This is a genomic window from Sulfitobacter sp. 1A15258, assembly GCF_043557045.1.
Taxonomy (GTDB): domain Bacteria; phylum Pseudomonadota; class Alphaproteobacteria; order Rhodobacterales; family Rhodobacteraceae; genus Sulfitobacter; species Sulfitobacter faviae.
The window spans coordinates 275,800-292,717 of sequence record NZ_JBIFFK010000003.1 but is presented as its reverse complement, the minus strand read 5'-3'; the positions used below and the strand labels follow the sequence as shown (position 1 = coordinate 292,717).

General features: G+C 63.5%; 19 protein-coding genes. 6 read left to right on the top strand and 13 right to left on the bottom strand.

Going from position 1 to position 16,918, the window contains the following annotated elements:
- The first annotated feature begins 59 nt into the window (after window positions 1–59).
- Window positions 60–1,535: an NAD-dependent succinate-semialdehyde dehydrogenase gene (locus tag ACGYK9_RS08745; RefSeq protein WP_067266799.1), complete on the top strand. Its 1,476-nt coding sequence runs from the start codon at window positions 60–62 to the stop codon at window positions 1,533–1,535.
- A gap of 58 nt (window positions 1,536–1,593) precedes the next feature.
- On the opposite strand, the gene ACGYK9_RS08740 is transcribed toward ACGYK9_RS08745, so the two are convergent.
- The 9 genes from ACGYK9_RS08740 to ACGYK9_RS08700 all read right to left on the bottom strand — a co-directional run bounded on the left by ACGYK9_RS08740 (window position 1,594) and on the right by ACGYK9_RS08700 (window position 9,242).
- Window positions 1,594–1,851: a DUF6525 family protein gene (locus tag ACGYK9_RS08740; protein ID WP_271688782.1), complete on the bottom strand. Its 258-nt coding sequence runs from the start codon at window positions 1,849–1,851 to the stop codon at window positions 1,594–1,596.
- A 14-nt stretch (window positions 1,852–1,865) separates the two neighbouring features.
- On the bottom strand, window positions 1,866–2,540 hold the full coding sequence (locus ACGYK9_RS08735; protein WP_394409605.1) for a ZinT family metal-binding protein: 675 nt from the start codon (window positions 2,538–2,540) through the stop codon (window positions 1,866–1,868).
- Window positions 2,541–2,722: 182 nt separating this feature from the next.
- Complete coding sequence (locus tag ACGYK9_RS08730; RefSeq protein ID WP_394409603.1) at window positions 2,723–3,229, bottom strand: hypothetical protein; 507 nt, start codon at window positions 3,227–3,229, stop codon at window positions 2,723–2,725.
- Between the two features lie 246 nt (window positions 3,230–3,475).
- Complete coding sequence (locus ACGYK9_RS08725) at window positions 3,476–3,946, bottom strand: Hsp20 family protein (RefSeq protein ID WP_067268529.1); 471 nt, start codon at window positions 3,944–3,946, stop codon at window positions 3,476–3,478.
- 149 nt (window positions 3,947–4,095) lie between these two features.
- On the bottom strand, window positions 4,096–4,926 hold the full coding sequence (locus ACGYK9_RS08720) for a serine protease (protein WP_271692831.1): 831 nt from the start codon (window positions 4,924–4,926) through the stop codon (window positions 4,096–4,098).
- Window positions 4,927–4,974: 48 nt separating this feature from the next.
- On the bottom strand, window positions 4,975–6,303 hold the full coding sequence (gene glcF / locus ACGYK9_RS08715) for a glycolate oxidase subunit GlcF (protein WP_394409600.1): 1,329 nt from the start codon (window positions 6,301–6,303) through the stop codon (window positions 4,975–4,977).
- A gap of 13 nt (window positions 6,304–6,316) precedes the next feature.
- The gene (locus ACGYK9_RS08710; RefSeq protein ID WP_394409597.1) at window positions 6,317–6,685 is read right to left on the bottom strand and encodes a hypothetical protein; all 369 of its coding nucleotides are present in this window, start codon (window positions 6,683–6,685) and stop codon (window positions 6,317–6,319) included.
- Window positions 6,682–7,794 (bottom strand): FAD-binding protein, encoded by a 1,113-nt coding sequence (locus ACGYK9_RS08705; protein WP_394409999.1) that lies wholly within the window; start codon window positions 7,792–7,794, stop codon window positions 6,682–6,684. Before ACGYK9_RS08705 ends, ACGYK9_RS08710 begins: the two co-directional genes overlap by 4 nt.
- Window positions 7,791–9,242, bottom strand: a complete 1,452-nt coding sequence (locus tag ACGYK9_RS08700) for an FAD-linked oxidase C-terminal domain-containing protein (protein ID WP_394409594.1) — start codon at window positions 9,240–9,242, stop codon at window positions 7,791–7,793. The genes ACGYK9_RS08705 and ACGYK9_RS08700 overlap by 4 nt, the downstream gene beginning before the upstream one ends.
- A gap of 185 nt (window positions 9,243–9,427) precedes the next feature.
- Here ACGYK9_RS08700 and ACGYK9_RS08695 point away from each other — a divergent pair, with 185 nt between their 5' ends.
- Window positions 9,428–9,784, top strand: coding sequence for a hypothetical protein (locus tag ACGYK9_RS08695; protein WP_394409591.1), 357 nt, complete (start codon window positions 9,428–9,430; stop codon window positions 9,782–9,784).
- Window positions 9,785–9,795: 11 nt separating this feature from the next.
- On the opposite strand, the gene rlmH is transcribed toward ACGYK9_RS08695, so the two are convergent.
- From rlmH to ACGYK9_RS08680, 3 genes are all read right to left on the bottom strand, one after another.
- Window positions 9,796–10,266, bottom strand: coding sequence for a 23S rRNA (pseudouridine(1915)-N(3))-methyltransferase RlmH (gene rlmH / locus ACGYK9_RS08690; RefSeq protein WP_394409588.1), 471 nt, complete (start codon window positions 10,264–10,266; stop codon window positions 9,796–9,798).
- Window positions 10,267–10,288: 22 nt separating this feature from the next.
- Window positions 10,289–10,660, bottom strand: a complete 372-nt coding sequence (gene rsfS / locus ACGYK9_RS08685; RefSeq protein ID WP_067268516.1) for a ribosome silencing factor — start codon at window positions 10,658–10,660, stop codon at window positions 10,289–10,291.
- 185 nt (window positions 10,661–10,845) lie between these two features.
- Window positions 10,846–12,201, bottom strand: coding sequence for a mechanosensitive ion channel family protein (locus ACGYK9_RS08680; protein ID WP_394409585.1), 1,356 nt, complete (start codon window positions 12,199–12,201; stop codon window positions 10,846–10,848).
- A gap of 256 nt (window positions 12,202–12,457) precedes the next feature.
- On the opposite strand from ACGYK9_RS08680, the gene leuC reads away from it, so the two are divergent.
- Complete coding sequence (gene leuC, locus ACGYK9_RS08675; protein ID WP_067268511.1) at window positions 12,458–13,864, top strand: 3-isopropylmalate dehydratase large subunit; 1,407 nt, start codon at window positions 12,458–12,460, stop codon at window positions 13,862–13,864.
- Between the two features lie 38 nt (window positions 13,865–13,902).
- Here the strand turns inward: leuC and ACGYK9_RS08670 are convergent, their stop codons facing one another.
- Window positions 13,903–14,118 (bottom strand): DUF2945 domain-containing protein, encoded by a 216-nt coding sequence (locus tag ACGYK9_RS08670; RefSeq protein WP_394408426.1) that lies wholly within the window; start codon window positions 14,116–14,118, stop codon window positions 13,903–13,905.
- 80 nt (window positions 14,119–14,198) lie between these two features.
- Between ACGYK9_RS08670 and leuD the strand changes: the two genes are divergently transcribed.
- The 3 genes from leuD (at window position 14,199) to ACGYK9_RS08655 (ending at window position 16,901) form a co-directional block, all read left to right on the top strand.
- Window positions 14,199–14,804: a 3-isopropylmalate dehydratase small subunit gene (gene leuD / locus ACGYK9_RS08665; RefSeq protein WP_394409581.1), complete on the top strand. Its 606-nt coding sequence runs from the start codon at window positions 14,199–14,201 to the stop codon at window positions 14,802–14,804.
- 277 nt (window positions 14,805–15,081) lie between these two features.
- On the top strand, window positions 15,082–15,912 hold the full coding sequence (locus tag ACGYK9_RS08660; protein ID WP_394409578.1) for a hypothetical protein: 831 nt from the start codon (window positions 15,082–15,084) through the stop codon (window positions 15,910–15,912).
- Window positions 15,795–16,901 carry an endonuclease/exonuclease/phosphatase family protein gene (locus ACGYK9_RS08655; protein WP_394409575.1) on the top strand — a complete coding sequence of 369 codons (1,107 nt, stop codon included), beginning with the start codon at window positions 15,795–15,797 and terminating at the stop codon, window positions 16,899–16,901. Before ACGYK9_RS08660 ends, ACGYK9_RS08655 begins: the two co-directional genes overlap by 118 nt.
- The last annotated feature ends 17 nt before the right edge of the window (window positions 16,902–16,918 follow it).

Sequence of the window (16,918 nt, the reverse complement as noted above, 5' to 3'; positions counted from 1 at the left end):
AACTGGACAATCATACTCGTTGTTGCTTTGGAGGCTATAGAGAATAGCGGAGAGATGACATGACTGATGCTAAGACGGATCTGAAATCACTGCTGAAAGACCCCAGCCTGCTTGAAACCCGCGCCTATATCGGCGGCCAATGGGTCGAAGGCGACGACGGTACATTTGACGTGACCAATCCCGCGCGGGGCGATGTCATCGCACAGGTCGCCGACCTCAGCCGCGCGCAGGTCGCGGGCGCGATTGCCCAAGCCGAGAAGGCGCAGAAGGACTGGGCCGCTTGGACCGGCAAGGAACGCGCCGCCGTGTTGCGCAAATGGTTCGACCTGATGATGGAGAACCAGGACGATCTGGGCACCATCCTCACCGCCGAACAGGGCAAGCCGCTGGCCGAAGCCAAGGGCGAGATCGCCTATGGCGCGTCCTTCATCGAGTTCTTCGGCGAAGAGGCCAAGCGCGTCTACGGAGAGATGATCCCCGGCCACCAGCGCGACAAGCGCATCATGGTGATGAAGCAGCCCATCGGCGTCGCGGCCTCGATCACGCCGTGGAACTTCCCCAATGCGATGATCACCCGCAAGGCGGCCCCGGCGCTGGCGGCGGGCTGTTCCTTTGTGGCGCGTCCCGCGGCGGAGACGCCGCTCTCGGCCATCGTCATGGGTGTGCTCGCGGAACGCGCAGGAATCCCGGCGGGCGTGTTCAACGTGGTGCCATCCTCCTCCTCCTCCGCCGTGGGCAAGGAGTTCTGCGAGAACCCTGCTGTGCGCAAGCTGACCTTCACCGGCTCCACCGAAGTTGGACGCATCCTGCTGAAACAGGCCGCAGACCAAGTGATGAAATGCTCCATGGAATTGGGCGGCAATGCGCCCTTCATCGTTTTCGACGACGCCGATCTCGACGCGGCGGTCGAGGGCGCGATCATGTGCAAGTTCCGCAACAACGGCCAGACCTGCGTCTGCGCGAACCGGATCTATGTGCAGGCGGGCGTCTATGACGCCTTCGCGGCCAAGCTGAAGGACCGCGTGAGCCAGATGAAGGTCGGCGACGGGCTGGAAGAAGGCACCGATCTTGGCCCGCTCATCAACCCCGAAGCCTCGGACAAGGTGCAAGAGCATATCAAGGATGCGGTCGACAACGGCGCGGAAATCATTCTGGGCAACGCCAAGGACGACATGGGCGGCAACTTCTTCGGGCCCACCATCGTGACCGGCGTGACGCAGGACATGAAAGTGGCCAAGGAAGAGACCTTCGGCCCCCTCGCGCCGCTCTTCAAGTTCGAGGATGTGGACGACGTGATCGCCATGGCGAACGACACGATCTTCGGCCTTGCCTCCTATTTCTACGCCAAGGACCTCAGCCGCGTCTACAAGGTGGCCGAGGCGCTGGAATATGGCATCGTCGGCGTCAACACCGGCATCATCTCGACCGAGCTTGCGCCCTTTGGCGGGGTCAAGCAATCCGGCCTTGGGCGCGAAGGATCGCACCACGGGATCGAAGACTATCTTGAGATGAAATACGTCTGCCTGTCGGTCTAAGCACCGGCGGAAGTTAAAGAAACGGGGCGTGCCATGGCGCGCCCCGTTTTGCATCGGGCTATTGCGTCAGCCGGTCCTGTGCCAGCATCCGGCGCTCCGCCCGCGAAAGATGCGAGACCGCTTGCGCGACATCACCTTCGCAACGCTGCAACGCCCGGCACCACAGCCGATGCGCCGAACGGGGCGACCACGGCAGCGCCGCCTGCGCCAGCCATGCCCGCAGGGGCGGCGGCAGTTGGTCAAAGGCCGCCATCGGGTTCCCCTGACGGCGCCGCTGTTTCAGCCCGCTGCGCAGGTTTCGCTTTTTGCCAGTCATGCCGCGGGCCGCCCTTAATGCGCCTGCATATCCGCCGCGATCTCAGACGCGCTTAGCTCGGCGGGGAAATAGGTCGGCCAGTTGGTCAACTCTTCCAACACCTCGGCGCGGTCGTCGCCCCAGTAGAGGTGATAGTGATCGGCCTTTTGCGGCGCGATGATATGGTCACTGAATTGGATATATTCCGGCGCTTCGGCATCGCCGCCCTCTTTGGCAAAGACATAGCGCACGCCGCGGTTGCCCTTCTTGTAGGTCAGCACCTCATAACCATCGCTGGCATAGCGCCCTTGCACCGGATCACCGTCCCGGAAGAAGGTCACGGCGTTACCGTCGATGGTGATGCGGTCCACATCGGTGGCATAGCCAACCTCGTAATAGGCCTTGTACTCCGCCGCCGTCTTGTCGCCGTGTTCGGCCTTATCCTGCATCACCGCGTCCAGCGCGCCCTGCTGCAACAGCGGGTAGACCGATTGCCAGTCGCCCGCCCAATCCGACAAGGGCCGATCCTTGATCTGCGCGTCGTCAAAGTAGCCATTGTAGATGTCGTTCTGGTCGTGGGCGTGGTCATGCGCATGGGAATGATCGTGGTCATGCGATGCCTCCTTCGTTTCGGCCACGACCGGGGCCGAAAGGGCAAGGCCCGCGCTCAGCGTCAGGAAGAATAGCGGGGATGCGGATGTTTGGGGCATGTCGTTCTCCGTAGGTTGGCCTGCGTCATGATTCGATATGTTATATCATAACTACGTCGGGGTAGCCCTGTCCCGGAGAGTTTGCAACCCGATGGCCGCCAGCCCGAACACGAAAAAGCCGACAGCACTTTCATGCTGCCGGCCTTCGGGCGGGGGAGAGATACGCCCTGGGGTGACCCGCCTTAGTTGGTCCGGGTCTGCGCCGCGCCGTCCGCATTCACTTGCTGGGACAGGGCCGCGGCGAATTCGTCGCCTGTCATGCCGATGAGCAGCTGGCCATCGGCGTCGACATCTTGGTCGATCTGCACGACTGCACGGTCGCTATCGGCGGCGAATTCCTCGGCCAGATCGATGGAATAGCGCATGGAACCGTCCGCTTGCGGCTCTGCGTTTGAGATGGTGCCGATGACCGTATCATCTGAGGCGACGGCCACGGTGCTGCCATCCAGCGCGATATCGGCATCCGTATCAATGTCCGAGGTCGCGGTTTGGTCGATCGCCTCTTCGGTGGTCAGGGTGCCATTCGCCTCGGCCCCGGCTGTGGTGTCCAGTTCCGTGCCCGCCAGATCGGCGGTCGCATCGGTGCCGACACCGGCGTCCAGCGTCTGTGCGGCGACTGGGGCCGCCATAAGAGCGGCGACAGCCGTGGTCAGGGAAAGCTTGCGTAGGGAATTTGCATAGGTCGTCATGGTTCTTCCTTTCATCGCGCGTGCGGTACTCTGCACGCTGTTGTCCGGGCACGCCTGCCCGGTCCCCCACTCAACCCGACAGCTTTTGCTTGGTTTCACCCCGCCCCCCGCGCAGCAGAAAGCCGCCGTTTTCGCCCCTAGGCCTCGGCAGATATTCACCCACGAAAGGGGCGAGCTTGGGAGGCGACCGCCCACAAAAAAGGCCCGCCAAAAGCGGGCCTTCGCATAGCGCTGGAACGGGTACGCTTAGTTCACGGATTTGGCGTCAACCACGTCCTTGTCGATCGCCTTCACCTCGGAGGAGATGGTGATCTGACGCGGTTTGAGGGCCTCGGGCACCTGACGCTCAAGCTCGATATGCAGCATGCCATTGGCATGGGCCGCGCCGATGACCTGAACGTGGTCCGCCAGATGGAAGCGACGCTCAAAGGCGCGGGTGGCGATGCCACGGTGCAGATAGGTCTTGGCCTCATCCTCATCCGCCTTGCGGGCCGAAACGATCAGCGCCTTCTCACGCACTTCGACGCTCAGATCGCTATCCGAGAAACCGGCGACGGCGATCGAGATGCGATAGGCATCGTTGTCGAGCTTTTCGATGTTGTAGGGGGGATAGCTGGGGGTGGCCCCATCATTTGTCAGAACCCGGTCCATCATGTTGGCGATCTGGTCGAAACCAACGCTGGAGCGGTAAAGGGGTGCGAAATCAAAGCTACGCATGTGTTCATCCTCATCAGTGAGCGATTGACATATCGGGCCTTCCACCATTGGACAGACCCGGTTTTTCAAGCGCCGAAGCCCTATTGAGGCACCTCGGCAAAGCTCATGTGGGAAAGGGTTTGCGCGCTTTCAAGTCCTGCCGCGCAGAATTACGGGCGGATGAATTTCGCCCCGGTGCCGCGCTCTTCGCCGACGCGGATGCGCTTGCCTGCGGGGTTGGAATCCAGAAACACGCCCTTGCCCGCCACCAGCTCCGCTTGCAGCAGCGCCAAAGGCGCGCCAAGCGCTGTGCCGAGCGAGACCTGCGCGCCCTCGACCTCGGCCTTGGCCGAAACGACAGAGACGATATGCGCCTCGCCTGCGACGAAGCTAAAGATCGGCGCGCCGCTAGAGCCGAAATCGACCGCGCAGGAGGTTACCAAGACCCCCTCTTGCTGGGCCAGCACCTTGCAGACCTCTTGCAATGATGGTGCCTCGGCCCGGTCGCGGGCATAGCTGACCACGCCCACACGGTCGCCGGGGCGCGGACGCGCGGCGGTGCCGAAGGGGCGGATGGTGGTGTTGCGGATCGGGCGGGAGAGTTCTAGAAGCGCCAGATCATTGCGCACCCGGCCCGAGGAGACCTCACCGTCATAGACGTAATCGGGATGCACCACGGCGCGGCGAATGTCGCGGTAGGCCCCGGCGCGGCCATTGCGCCAACCGGCGAGGAACTGCACCTCACCATGGTCGATCCGGGCCTTGGTTTCGCGGTCAAACAGGCAATGCGCGGCGGTCAGCACCAGACGCGGGGCGATCAGCGTGCCGGTGCAAAAGCCGGTCCCACCGATGTCGAGACGGCCCACCGCCTCCCACGCGGCGGCATCCACACCGTTGTCGAGCGCTTTGAGCGCGCTGTCTTGGGCCAGCGCCGCCGTGGCAAGGGTAAAGACGCCGAAGATAGCCGCCAACAATTGTCGCAAAATGCACCTCAAAACCATGTTTACTTGGCGGATATAGGGGAGTTGCGGCGAAAATACGGCGCAGGCTTAACGCAAACGCGGCACCTGCGCAGGCGCGTCGGGATCGCGGCTGAGCGCGGGTGGTTTCGGCCCACCGCAGGCCCAATCGAGCAGTTCGACGCTATGCACCACCGGCACCCCGGTGCCCGATCCGATCTGCATCATGCAGCCGATATTGCCCGCCGCGATCACATCCGGTGATTTGGCCTCCAAGGTCTTGATCTTGCGCTCTTTCAGCTTGGCCGAAATCTCGGGCTGCATCAGATTATAGGTCCCCGCTGAGCCGCAGCAGAGGTGACTGTCCGCCGGTTCCACCACCGTGTATCCCGCCTGTTTCAGCAGGGTCTTCGGCGTGGCCTTTATCTGTTGCCCATGCTGCAGCGAGCAGGCCGCGTGATAGGCGACGACCATGCCCGGCTCTGCCGGTTCGGCTAAGGGCAAGTCGAGCTCCGCCAGCAGTTCCGTCACATCCTTTGCAAGGGCCGAGACCCGCGCCGCATCCTCTGCCAACGGGTCATTGCGGAACATATGGCCGTAATCCTTGACCGTGGTGCCGCAGCCCGAGGTGTTGATCACAATGGCATCCAGCCCCTCGCCGTCCATCTCGGCCCGCCAAGCGCGGATGTTGCGGGCGGCGTGGGCGTGGCTCTCATCGGTCTTGCCCATGTGATGGGTCAGCGCGCCGCAACAGCCCGCCCCTTGGGCCACCACCACCTCGCAGCCCGCGCGGGTCAGCAGCCGGATCGTGGCGTCGTTGATATCGGTGTTCAGCGCCTTTTGGGCGCAGCCGGTCATCAGGGCCACCCGGCGCATTGGCTTGCCATGGGCGGGAAAGCTCTGCGGGTCGTCGTTGCGGCTGACCGGGGGGACCGTCTTGGGCGCCATCTCCAGCATGGCCCGCAGCCGCGCGTCGGGCATCAGCCGGGCAAAAGGCCGCCCGATCTTGGCCCCGAGCAGCGCAAGCCGAAAGCGTGTGGGATAGGGCAGAATCCGCGCCAGCATCCAGCGCAGGGCGCGTTCGCCCATGGGGCGCTTGTAGCGTTCCTCGATATAAGCACGGGCGTGATCGACCAGATGCATGTAATGCACCCCCGAGGGGCAGGTCGTCATACAAGCGAGGCAAGACAGGCAGCGGTCGATATGCTGAACCGTCTTTGGATCCGGGTCGCGGTCGTTCTCCAGCATGTCCTTGATCAGGTAGATGCGACCGCGCGGGCTGTCCAACTCATCGCCCAAGACCTGATAGGTCGGGCAGGTCGCCGTGCAGAAGCCGCAGTGCACACAGGCGCGCAGAATCTCATTGCTGCGCTGCGTGTCAGGATCCTGCAACTGCTCAGGGGTGAAGGTGGTTTGCATGGCGGCTCCGTTCCTATGTGCTGCGCATCAGATTGGCGAGGACGAGGCCGAACCACGGCACCGTCGTGCCCACGGCCCCCAGCACCCCGCTCCACCGGCGCATTGCCGGGCGCGGATCGGCCCGGCGCAGCGCTTGGACCACCAGCGCAATCACCCCGATCCAAGCGGCCCAGAGCGCCAAGGCGATGGCCCCCAACAGCCAAGCGCTGTCGCCCCAATAGCGCAGCAGACCATAGCGCAGGGCAAGCGCGATGAGAAAGGTCACCAGCACCATCGCCGCCAACGCGCGGATGGCCCGAAGCGAAGGCGGCACGGCGATCAGCGCCTTGAACAGAAAGGGGCCGATCAGAAAGACAAAGAGGAAGACCAGCACCAAAGTCATGTGCTGCGGGCCAAGGCTTCGGCGTTGAACAGGCCACGGGGGTCGAACTTGGCCCTGAGCCCCGCTGTCAACCGCGCCACCCCCGGCGCTTCGGGTTCCTGTCGGGGCAGCGCCCCCGACGCCTCGGCCCGCAACAAGGTCGCGTGGCCGTCATACCGCCCCAAGCGGGCGCGCAGGTCCGTGCCGGGGGCCATGCGCAGCCATAGCAGCCCCCCGGCCCAATCATAAAGCCGCGCCTCCGCTCCGGCTTTTGCCGCAAGCGCCGGGGCCTCGGTCGGGCGGCAGTGCAGGCGCCAGACATCGCCCGCCGCCCCTTGGAAGGGCGCCACATCTCGCAAACCCTGCCAGAGGGTCTCTGAGCTACCTTCTGCAAGCACTTCAATCTCGCCCCCCGTGGCGGCGAGCAAATCCTTCAACCGCCCGATCCGGTAGGTGACCGAGGTCTCGAACCCCTCCAACCGCAGGACCGTTCGGCCCTGCGTCGGGTCATGGGCCGCGCCGGTGACTTCGAAGGGGCTGCGCATGGCCTGCGCCATCGCGGCGATGGCGGCGGCGTCGTCCAGTCCGGACAGCACGAGCGTCGCGCTGGTTTCAGGTTTCGGGAGCACCTTCAGCGAGACTTCGGTCAGCGCGCCCAAGGTGCCCTGCGACCCGGCCATCAGCTTGACCAGATCATAGCCGGTGACGTTCTTCATCACCCGGCCCCCATTCTTGATGATGGCCCCCTGCCCATCGACGAACCGCACCCCCAAGAGAAAATCCCGCGCCGCCCCAACAGCAAGCCGCCGCGGGCCACTGACATTGGCGGCAAAGACCCCGCCGATGGTCGGCGTGCCGCTGCGGCCCATGAGCGCGCGGTGGTCCATCGGCTCAAAGGCCAGCCGCTGCCCCTCGGCGGCCAAAGCGGCCTCGATCTCGGAGACCGGCGTGCCCGCCTGCGCGACCAGCGTCAGCGCGCCCGGCTCGTAAAGGGTGATCCCCCGCAGACCGGCAAGCGACAGCGCCGCGCCCGGCCCTGCCATGCCGCGCGTATCGCCGCCCCGCAGGGAAAGGGGCGTCTCTGCGCCACGGATCGCCTCGGCCAGTTCCGCCTCGGAAGTCACCGTCACGCCGCCACCGACGCGCCGCTGCCGCGCCGCCCTTTCGTCACGTCGAGGGGGAAGACCTTGGCCGGGTTCAACAGCCATGCCGGGTCGAAGACATCCTTCACGGCCAATTGCGCTTCTAGATCGGCGGGGCCGTATTGCTCATGCATCAGATCGCGCTTCTCGATCCCAACCCCATGCTCCCCGGTCAGGCAACCGCCCGCTTCGACGCAGAGCCGCAGGATGTCGGCGCCAAAGGCCTCGCATTTCTCCAGATCGCCGGGTTTGTTGGCGTCAAACAGGATCAACGGATGCATATTGCCGTCGCCCGCGTGAAAAACATTGCCGACCTTGAGGCCATAGTCATCGGACATCTCACCGATGCGGCGCAGCACCATGGGCAGCTCATTCACCGGGATGGTGCCATCGAGGCACATGTAGTCGTTGATCTGCCCCATCGCGCCAAAGGCGGATTTGCGCCCCAGCCAGATGGCGGCGCTTTCCTCCGCACTGGTGCTTTCGCGCAGCTCAACCGGGTTATGGCGGCGGGCAATCTCGGTGATCAAGGCAAGCTGGTGGTCAATCTCGGCATCCGAGCCTTCGACCTCAACAATCAGCAGCGCCTCGCACATCGGATAGCCCGCATTGGCAAAAGCCTCCGTCGCCTCGATGCAGGGGCGGTCCATGAATTCGATCGCCACGGGCAAGACACCGGCCTTGATGATGTCGCTGACGCAGGCCCCGGCCACGGCGTTGTCGTCGAAGCCCATGAGCACGGGCCGCGCGCCTTCGGGTTTGGGCAGGATGCGCAGCGTGGCTTCGGTCACCACGCCCAACTGCCCCTCGGAGCCGCAGATCACGCCCAAAAGGTCCAGCCCGCCCGCGTCCATATAGCCGCCGCCGATCTCGACCACTTCGCCGTCCATCATCACCATGGTGACGCCCAAGAGGTTGTTGGTGGTGACCCCGTATTTCAGACAATGCGCCCCGCCCGAGTTCATCGCGATATTGCCTGCGATGGCACAGGCCAACTGGCTGGAAGGGTCAGGCGCGTAGAAGAAGCCGTCTTCCTCCACCGCGCCGGTGACGCTGAGGTTTGTGCGCCCGGTCTGCACGCGCATAAGCCGGTTGTCGTAATCGACCTCAAGCACGTCGGCCATGCGCGCCACCCCCAGCACCACGCTATCAGCGGTGGGCAAGGCCCCACCGGCAAGCGAGGTGCCCGAGCCGCGCGGCACCACCGGCACGCCCTCCTCGTGGCAGATCGCCAGAATTGACGAGACTTCTTCGGTGCTGGCAGGCAGGGTTACGGCCAGAGGGGGGCATTTATAGGCCGTCAGCGCGTCACATTCATAGGCGCGGGTCTCATGCGCATCGTCGATCACGGCATCGCGGGGCAGCGCCGCACGCAGCCGCGCCACGACCCGCGCCTTGCGCGCAATGATCCCGGCATCGGGTGTTGGCATCTGCATTGCGGTCCCTCCTCTGGCCCGCAGCATAGAGCCTATGGCGCGGGTTTGACCAGTTTGCCGCGCGCTTGGTGCAATTGCACCACTAAATTGCGGCTTCAGGGTGAATTGCACCGGGCCCAACTTCCGCCTACCTTGGAACCTTTCCGAAATGCGCTATATTCAGTTCGTTGTTTTATTGGTGTCCCATGTTCAAACGTAGCCTCATTCTCGCCTTCTTGGCCTTTGCCGCGCCGGGTTTCGCCGATCCGCCCGCCATTCTGAATGTCACGGTCGATCGACAGGGCGATTTGTGGAAGTTTGACGTCACCATCCGGCACAACGACAGCGGCTGGGACCACTATGCCGACGCTTGGCGCATTCTGGCCCCCGATGGGAAACCCTTGGGCACCCGCAATCTGGCACATCCGCATGTGAAAGAGCAGCCCTTCACCCGCTCGCTTTCTGGCGTGCGCATCCCCGAAGGGATGACGGAGGTCAGCATTCAAGCGCGCGACAGTGTCAGCGGCTGGTCTTCGGAATTGGTGACGATCCCGCTGCCCTGACCTGCGCCCTTTCAGACCCGGTGGTAAGGCCCGCCCGAGAGGATCGCGGCGGCCCGGTAAAGCTGTTCGGCCAGCATGACCCGCACCAGCATATGCGGCCAGACCATCTTGCCAAAAGAGAGGGCATGATCCGCCTCTGCCCGCAGGCTGGGGTCGATGCCATCGGCCCCGCCGATGACAAAAGCCAAATCCCCCCGCCCGGCGTCACGCCAATTGCCAAGCCGTTCGGCGAATGCGGGGGAGGATTCGACCTTGCCGCGTTCATCCAAGACGCAGATCACCGCCCCTTGGGGGATCGCGCGCCGTAGCAGCACGGCTTCGGCGGCCATGCCGCCGTTCTTCTTGTCTTCCATCTCGACCACGCGCGCGGGGCCAAGGCCCAGACCGCGCCCGGTCCGGTCGAACCGGGTCAGATAATCATCGACAAGGGATTTTTCCGGACCGGCGCGAAGCCGGCCCATGGCACAGATGTGAACCCGCATGACCTAGGCCCGCAAAGCGGGATCAGTGCGGTGCCGCTGTGGCCGCGTCGTCGCCGCCCAGCCACATCTTTTCAAGCTGGTAGAATTCACGCACTTCGGGCCGGAAGACATGCACGACAACGTCGCCTGTGTCGATCAAGACCCAGTCGCCGGTTTCGCGGCCTTCCATCTTGGACGTGCGTCCGGTGGCGTCTTTGACGGCCTGCGCCAGCTTTTCCGAGATCGCCGAAACCTGCCGCGTGGAGCGGCCCGAGCAGATCACCATATAGTCGCCGATGGCCGTCTTGCCGCGCAGATCGATCTGCACGATATCTTCGGCCTTGTCGTCATTCAGCGAGGAAAGGATAAGCGCCAGCAGGTCGTCGCTGGTTGCGATTTGCGAGGCGGCAGTCATTGCAGCCCCATGGTCAGCAGCCTGCGCTGCGTCAACGTTAAGAGACAGGACATTGTCCTCCTTCGTAAATAGCACCATCAATGCTGAACGCTTGCCCCGGTGCCGAGCAGCCCCAATTTAGCGACACGGGGTTTATTTTTCAATGGATCGCGTAGCCATAGCGTTAACCACGGCGCAAATCCCGCTCACTCAGGCATATCCCGCGATGCCGCGGCGCGCGACAGGGCCAGTTGACTGTCTTCGATGACTTTTACCTCGCGCTGCGGGAAGGGGATGGAGATGCCGTGTTCCTTGAACGCATCCCAAAGCGCCAGATAGACATTGCCGCGAATGTTGGTCAGCCCGCCGGTCGGATCCTTGATCCAGAAGCGCAGGATGTAATCCACCGACGAATCGCCAAAGCCCACGATATGGCAAACCGGGGCCTTGTAGCTCAGCACCCGGTCGACGCCCTTGGCCGCCTCCACCGCCAGTTTGCGCACCATATGCGGATCGTCGGAATAGGCCGTGCCGAAATAGATATCGAGCCGCACAAAGTCATTGGAGTGGGACCAGTTCACCACCTGCCCGGTGATCAGATCTTCGTTCGGGATCAGGTATTCCTTGCCATCCCGCGTCACCACAGACGCATAGCGCGCGCCGAGCGTTTGGATCCAGCCAAAGGTCTCTCCCAGACTGATCACATCGCCGGGTTTGATCGACTTGTCGAGCAGGATGATCACGCCAGAGACGAGGTTTGACACCACCTTTTGCAGACCGAAACCAAGGCCCACACCGATTGCGCCCGAGAGTACCGCAAGCCCGGTCAAGTCAATCCCCACCGCCCGCACCCCGATAAAGAACGCGAGCCCGTAGAGCAGGATTTGCACCCCCTTCACGGCCAGCACCTGCATGGAGGGGCTGATGTCTTCGTTCTTGCGGATCGTCGCGGCGGTGGTCGTGCTGACCAGCCGCGCCATGGTCAAAAGCGCACCGACAACCACCAGCGCGGTCAGAATGGTCAGCACCGAGAGGCGGAATTCGCCCACAGTCAGCGCGACCCCGTCCAGAAACAGGGCCACATCATCGGCGACGTTTAGCATGTAGAGCGTGGCATAGATCCACAGCCCCCATGTCACCATGCGCCGCAAGGGACGGTTGCGCACCAGACGCGCGGCGAAAGCGATGCCCACATAGATCGCCGCCAGCGTCGCCGCCAAACCGATGAGATAGGACCGTGACGGCCAAGTCACGTTTTGCATCACCTGATAAAGCAGCCCCGCCAGCAAAGCGAACCAGATCAACCCCAATCGTCGCTTGACCTGCACCACCACGCGCAATTGCCACTTGGACCAGCCTTCGCGGGAGCGGACCCAGTTTTGCAACATCACGCCGGTGACCCGGTGCAACACCCACGCCAACGCCACCAAGGCCAGCAGGATCAGGATTTGGTTTTGCCGCCAACCGGGGCTCAGAATGCTTTCCCCAAAGCCGAGCACCCCGTCGAACAGAGCCTGAAGCGACAGCAGGAAGTTCGAAAACGGGTGGGATTCGGGGATCATGGACGGCCTTTGTGGCTAGGGAAGATCACGGTTGCACAGGCACTAGTATAGGGCAAGCTTGTCACGCGGCGATGCCACCTTGCGAGACTCGCCAAGGCGCTATATCCCTTGCCCCATGATACTGGTGTTTGATCTTTGCGACCGTGCGCGTCTGCGCGAACGCTTTTTCGGCGCGACGCATAGCGTTCTGGCGCGACTATAAGCCGCCCCTCTCAGCCACACCCTTAGCCATTCCAAACCACGGGAGAGGACCATCATGTCCCCCAAGACGCTTTACGATAAAATCTGGGACGCCCATGTCGTCCACGAAGCCGATGACGGCACCTGCTTGCTCTATATCGACCGCCATCTGGTGCATGAAGTGACCAGCCCGCAAGCCTTTGAAGGGCTGCGCATGTCGGGCCGCACGGTGCGCGCACCGGACAAGACCATCGCCGTGCCGGATCACAACGTGCCAACCACCGAGGGCCGCGAAGACCCCGAAGCGATGACCGAGGACAGCCGCATTCAGGTCTCCGCCCTCGACAAAAACGCGCGCGAGTTCGGCGTGCATTACTACCCTGTCTCGGACGTGCGCCAAGGCATCGTACATATCGTCGGGCCCGAGCAGGGCTGGACCCTGCCCGGCATGACCGTCGTCTGCGGCGACAGCCACACCGCGACCCACGGTGCCTTCGGCGCGCTGGCCCACGGCATCGGCACGTCTGAGGTCGAACATGTCCTTGCCACCCAGACGCTGATCCAGCGCAAGGGCAAGAACATGAAGGTCGAGATCACCGGCAAGCTGCGCCCCGGCGTCACGGCCAAGGACATCACCCTGTCGGTCATCGGCGCCACCGGCACCGCGGGCGGCACCGGCTATGTCATCGAATACTGTGGCGAGGCGATCCGCGACCTGTCGATGGAAGGCCGTATGACCGTCTGCAACATGGCGATTGAGGGCGGCGCACGCGCTGGCCTCATCGCGCCGGACGAGAAGACCTTCGAGTATTGCAAGGGCCGCCCCCACGCTCCGAAAGGCGCACAGTGGGAAGCGGCGATGGACTGGTGGAAAACCCTCTTCTCTGACGAGGACGCCCATTGGGACAAGGTCGTGACACTCAAGGGCGAAGACATCGCACCGGTCGTCACATGGGGCACCTCGCCCGAAGACGTGCTGCCGATCGACGCGACGGTCCCCTCGCCCGAAGACTTCAAGGGCGGCAAGGTCGACGCGGTGAAACGTGCGCTGGAGTATATGGACCTGAAACCGGGTCAAAAGCTCACCGATATCGAGATCGACACCGTCTTCATCGGCTCCTGCACCAACGGCCGCATCGAAGACCTGCGCGCCGCTGCTGAAGTGCTGAAGGGCAAGAAGATCAAGGACGGTCTGCGTGCCATGGTCGTGCCGGGCTCCGGCCTCGTCCGGGCGCAGGCCGAAGAGGAAGGGCTGGCGGACATCTTCCGCGAGGCCGGTTTCGAATGGCGTCTCGCGGGCTGCTCCATGTGTCTGGCGATGAACCCCGACCAGCTCGCCCCCGGTGAGCGCTGCGCGGCCACGTCGAACCGCAACTTCGAGGGGCGTCAGGGCTATAAGGGCCGCACGCATCTCGTGTCCCCTGGCATGGCCGCCGCCGCCGCACTCACCGGTCACCTGACCGACCTGCGCGAACTGGCGTGAGCGACCGGGGTATGGATACCGGGCGCGTTGCGCAGGGCTCAGTCGGCCTTGCGCAGCTCGCTGCCGGACTTCAGCACTTCGCTGCCGTCGTTCTGTTCGATCTTATAGGCCGGTTCGTCATCGCTCGCCTTGCGGGTCACCTCGCTGCCCTGCAGCTTCAGCGTGATCTTCTGCGTGTATTTCTTGACGATCTTGCCGGTCCCGGTGCCATTGCCCCAGTCCCATTCCACCTTCGTGCCGGTTTGGTACGACATGCCATGCCCTCCTGATACACCATTTGCCTAGAACGCGCCGTCAGGCGGCGCGGTTCCCGCACTCTCCGAAGGATACCCCGATGGATAAGTTTACAGAAATCACCGGCACCGCGGCTCCCATGCCGCTGGTGAACATCGACACCGACATGATCATCCCCAAGGTCTTTCTCAAGACGATCAAACGCTCCGGCCTTGGCGTGAACCTGTTCGACGAAATGCGCTATGACCGCGAAGGCAACGAAATCCCCGATTTCGTGCTGAACCAACCGCAATATCGCGACGCGCAGATCCTCGTGGCGGGCGACAACTTCGGCTGCGGCTCCTCGCGCGAACACGCGCCTTGGGCGATCCTCGATTTCGGCATCCGCTGCGTCATCGCACCCAGCTTTGCCGACATCTTTTACAACAACTGCTTCAAGAACGGCATCCTGCCCATCGCCCTGCCGCAAGAGCAGGTCGACGTGCTGATGAAAGACGCCGAAAAGGGATCGAACGCGCGGATGACCATCGATCTGGAAGGCCAGAGCGTGACCACCTCAGATGGTGAGACATTCCCCTTCGAAGTGGACGCCTTTAAAAAGCACTGCCTTCTCAACGGGCTGGACGACATCGGCCTCACGCTCGAAAAAGGTGCCGCGATTGACAGCTATGAGGATTCGCTGGGCCAAAGCCGCCCTTGGGTCTAACGCCCGGCCTGCATGATCAACCTTGTGGGCGCAAACCGCGCGCCCACAAGATGTTGCCGCCTGCCATCAAACCGCCACGGAATTGATGCAAGAAGGCACCACCCGCTCCCTCAAAATACCCCAGTATCCTGCTCTTCTCTCCGCGGAGCCTTGAGGCATGTGCGGAAAGAAGGCAAAAATTGGACCAGAATGAGGCACACCCCATCAACCGGGGGCATCAAGTTGGAACAAGCACGCGGCATCGTATCGCGGCTGGCCAGTTTGAAAGGGCAGAGCAGTGATCGGACGAATGACAGGCGCGGCGACGCGTGGCCTATTGGTGGCGCTATTGATTGCCATCCCGGCACTTCTTTTACCGGGAGCCGATGCGGAATCCAGCCAGATCACCGTGCTGCTGGCCTGTGTCGCGGCGATCCTGACCTTCATGGAATACAACGCCCGCCAGCCCGGCATCGTCGAATTCCGCGACGCGCCGCCATTCAATCGGCTGCGCTTCATCAGCCTGCTCTTCACGATCCTCGTCCTGTCGCTTATCGCACGGGGTCAAACGGCCCCGACCCTACTGACCGGCGCGCTCACCGCGCTTGGCACGATACTGGGCAATGCGCTTGATTTTCCCTATTCCCCGGTGCGCCTCGTGGTGCTGATGATGCCCGCCGACGCCCCTCTCGAGGCGGTCAACCTGATCCGCACGGCGGCGGGACTGGCCTATCTGGTCTCGCTCATCGCATTGGCGACCTTCGTGGTGCTGGTGCGTGTCATGGGCTGGCCCGCACGCCAAGGCGCTTTTAACGTCTGGGTGAACCTGCCACTTTTCGATCCAACCGCTGGGGGCGATGTGCTCTACCGGCTGCAACGGGACGCGCGGATCAACATCGCGCTTGGCTTCCTTCTGCCCTTCTTCATCCCTGCAGTGGTCAAGGCCACCGCCGATCTGCTAGATCCGATCTCACTGAGCAATCATCAAACCATGATCTGGACAATAAGCGCATGGGCATTCCTTCCGGCCAGTATGATCATGCGCGGCATCACCATGGGGCGGGTGGCCGAGATGATTCACGACAAACGCCGCCGCGCCTACGCCGAAGCGCATATGCAGGCCGCCTGATCCGCTTTCTGCTGGCGCTGCTCCTGCTGACCGGCACCGCGCAGGCCGAACCGCTGCGCATCGCCACCTTCAACACCGAATTGTCGCGCAAAGGGCCGGGCCTGCTCCTGCGCGACATCCTACGCGGGGACGACCCCGCCGTCGCCTCCGTGATCGAAACCATCACCAGCGCCGATCCCGATATCATCGCGCTACAAGGCATCGACTACGATTTCGAACGCGCCGCCCTCAACGCCCTCGCTGATGCGCTCACCGCCGCGGGCGCGCCTTATCCCCACCGCTTCGCCGCCCCGCCCAATGCAGGCCGCCAAAGCGGCGTCGACCTCGACGGTGACGGCAAGCTCGGCACCCCCCGTGACGCCCAAGGCTATGGCCGTTTCTTCGGCCAAGGCGCCATGGCGATCCTCTCACGCCACCCGATCCGAGAGGCCGAGTTCCAAGATTTCAGCACCCTCCTCTGGCGCGACCTCCCCGATACACTCTACCCGATGATCGACGGCGCCCCCTTCGCGGGGGTGGAGGCCCAGGCCGCGCAGCGCCTCTCCTCCAACGGCCACTGGTCCCTGCCAATCCAAACCCCGGAGGGCCCCGTCACGCTGCTGACCTACCACGCCACCCCGCCGGTCTTCGACGGCCCCGAAGACCGCAATGGCCGCCGCAACCATGACGAAACCATCTTCTGGCGCCACCACCTCGCCGGAAAGCTCGGGACGCCCCCGACACCCCCCTTCGTCCTGCTGGGCGACGCCAATCTCGACCCGCAACGCGGCGACGGGCGCGGAGAAGCCATTGCCGCCCTCCTCTCCCATCCTGCGCTACAAGACCCCCTGCCGCACCGCCCCACGGTCAACTGGCCCCAAACCGGCCCGATGCGCGTCGACTACATCCTACCCTCCCGCGGCTGGGAAGTCAGTGACGCTGGCCTCATCTGGCCCAAGGGCGAAAGCGCCAGCCGCCATGCCCTCGTCTGGGTCGACCTCACCCGCTGACGCCCCCTATCTTGACC

Bases quoted from the DNA above. Each gene is read 5' to 3' on its own strand.
- ACGYK9_RS08725 (WP_067268529.1), bottom strand. From the start codon at position 3,946: ATGCGTAGCTTTGATTTCGCACCCCTTTACCGCTCCAGCGTTGGTTTC.
- glcF (WP_394409600.1), bottom strand. From the start codon at position 6,303: ATGCAAACCACCTTCACCCCTGAGCAGTTGCAGGATCCTGACACGCAG.
- ACGYK9_RS08670 (WP_394408426.1), bottom strand. From the start codon at position 14,118: ATGTCGTACCAAACCGGCACGAAGGTGGAATGGGACTGGGGCAATGGC.
- ACGYK9_RS08710 (WP_394409597.1), bottom strand. From the start codon at position 6,685: ATGACTTTGGTGCTGGTCTTCCTCTTTGTCTTTCTGATCGGCCCCTTT.
- ACGYK9_RS08735 (WP_394409605.1), bottom strand. From the start codon at position 2,540: ATGCCCCAAACATCCGCATCCCCGCTATTCTTCCTGACGCTGAGCGCG.
- leuC (WP_067268511.1), top strand. From the start codon at position 12,458: ATGTCCCCCAAGACGCTTTACGATAAAATCTGGGACGCCCATGTCGTC.
- rlmH (WP_394409588.1), bottom strand. From the start codon at position 10,266: ATGCGGGTTCACATCTGTGCCATGGGCCGGCTTCGCGCCGGTCCGGAA.
- ACGYK9_RS08740 (WP_271688782.1), bottom strand. From the start codon at position 1,851: ATGACTGGCAAAAAGCGAAACCTGCGCAGCGGGCTGAAACAGCGGCGC.
- ACGYK9_RS08720 (WP_271692831.1), bottom strand. From the start codon at position 4,926: ATGGTTTTGAGGTGCATTTTGCGACAATTGTTGGCGGCTATCTTCGGC.
- leuD (WP_394409581.1), top strand. From the start codon at position 14,199: ATGGATAAGTTTACAGAAATCACCGGCACCGCGGCTCCCATGCCGCTG.
- ACGYK9_RS08700 (WP_394409594.1), bottom strand. From the start codon at position 9,242: ATGCAGATGCCAACACCCGATGCCGGGATCATTGCGCGCAAGGCGCGG.
- ACGYK9_RS08695 (WP_394409591.1), top strand. From the start codon at position 9,428: ATGTTCAAACGTAGCCTCATTCTCGCCTTCTTGGCCTTTGCCGCGCCG.
- rsfS (WP_067268516.1), bottom strand. From the start codon at position 10,660: ATGACTGCCGCCTCGCAAATCGCAACCAGCGACGACCTGCTGGCGCTT.
- ACGYK9_RS08730 (WP_394409603.1), bottom strand. From the start codon at position 3,229: ATGACGACCTATGCAAATTCCCTACGCAAGCTTTCCCTGACCACGGCT.
- ACGYK9_RS08745 (WP_067266799.1), top strand. From the start codon at position 60: ATGACTGATGCTAAGACGGATCTGAAATCACTGCTGAAAGACCCCAGC.
- ACGYK9_RS08655 (WP_394409575.1), top strand. From the start codon at position 15,795: ATGGGCATTCCTTCCGGCCAGTATGATCATGCGCGGCATCACCATGGG.
- ACGYK9_RS08680 (WP_394409585.1), bottom strand. From the start codon at position 12,201: ATGATCCCCGAATCCCACCCGTTTTCGAACTTCCTGCTGTCGCTTCAG.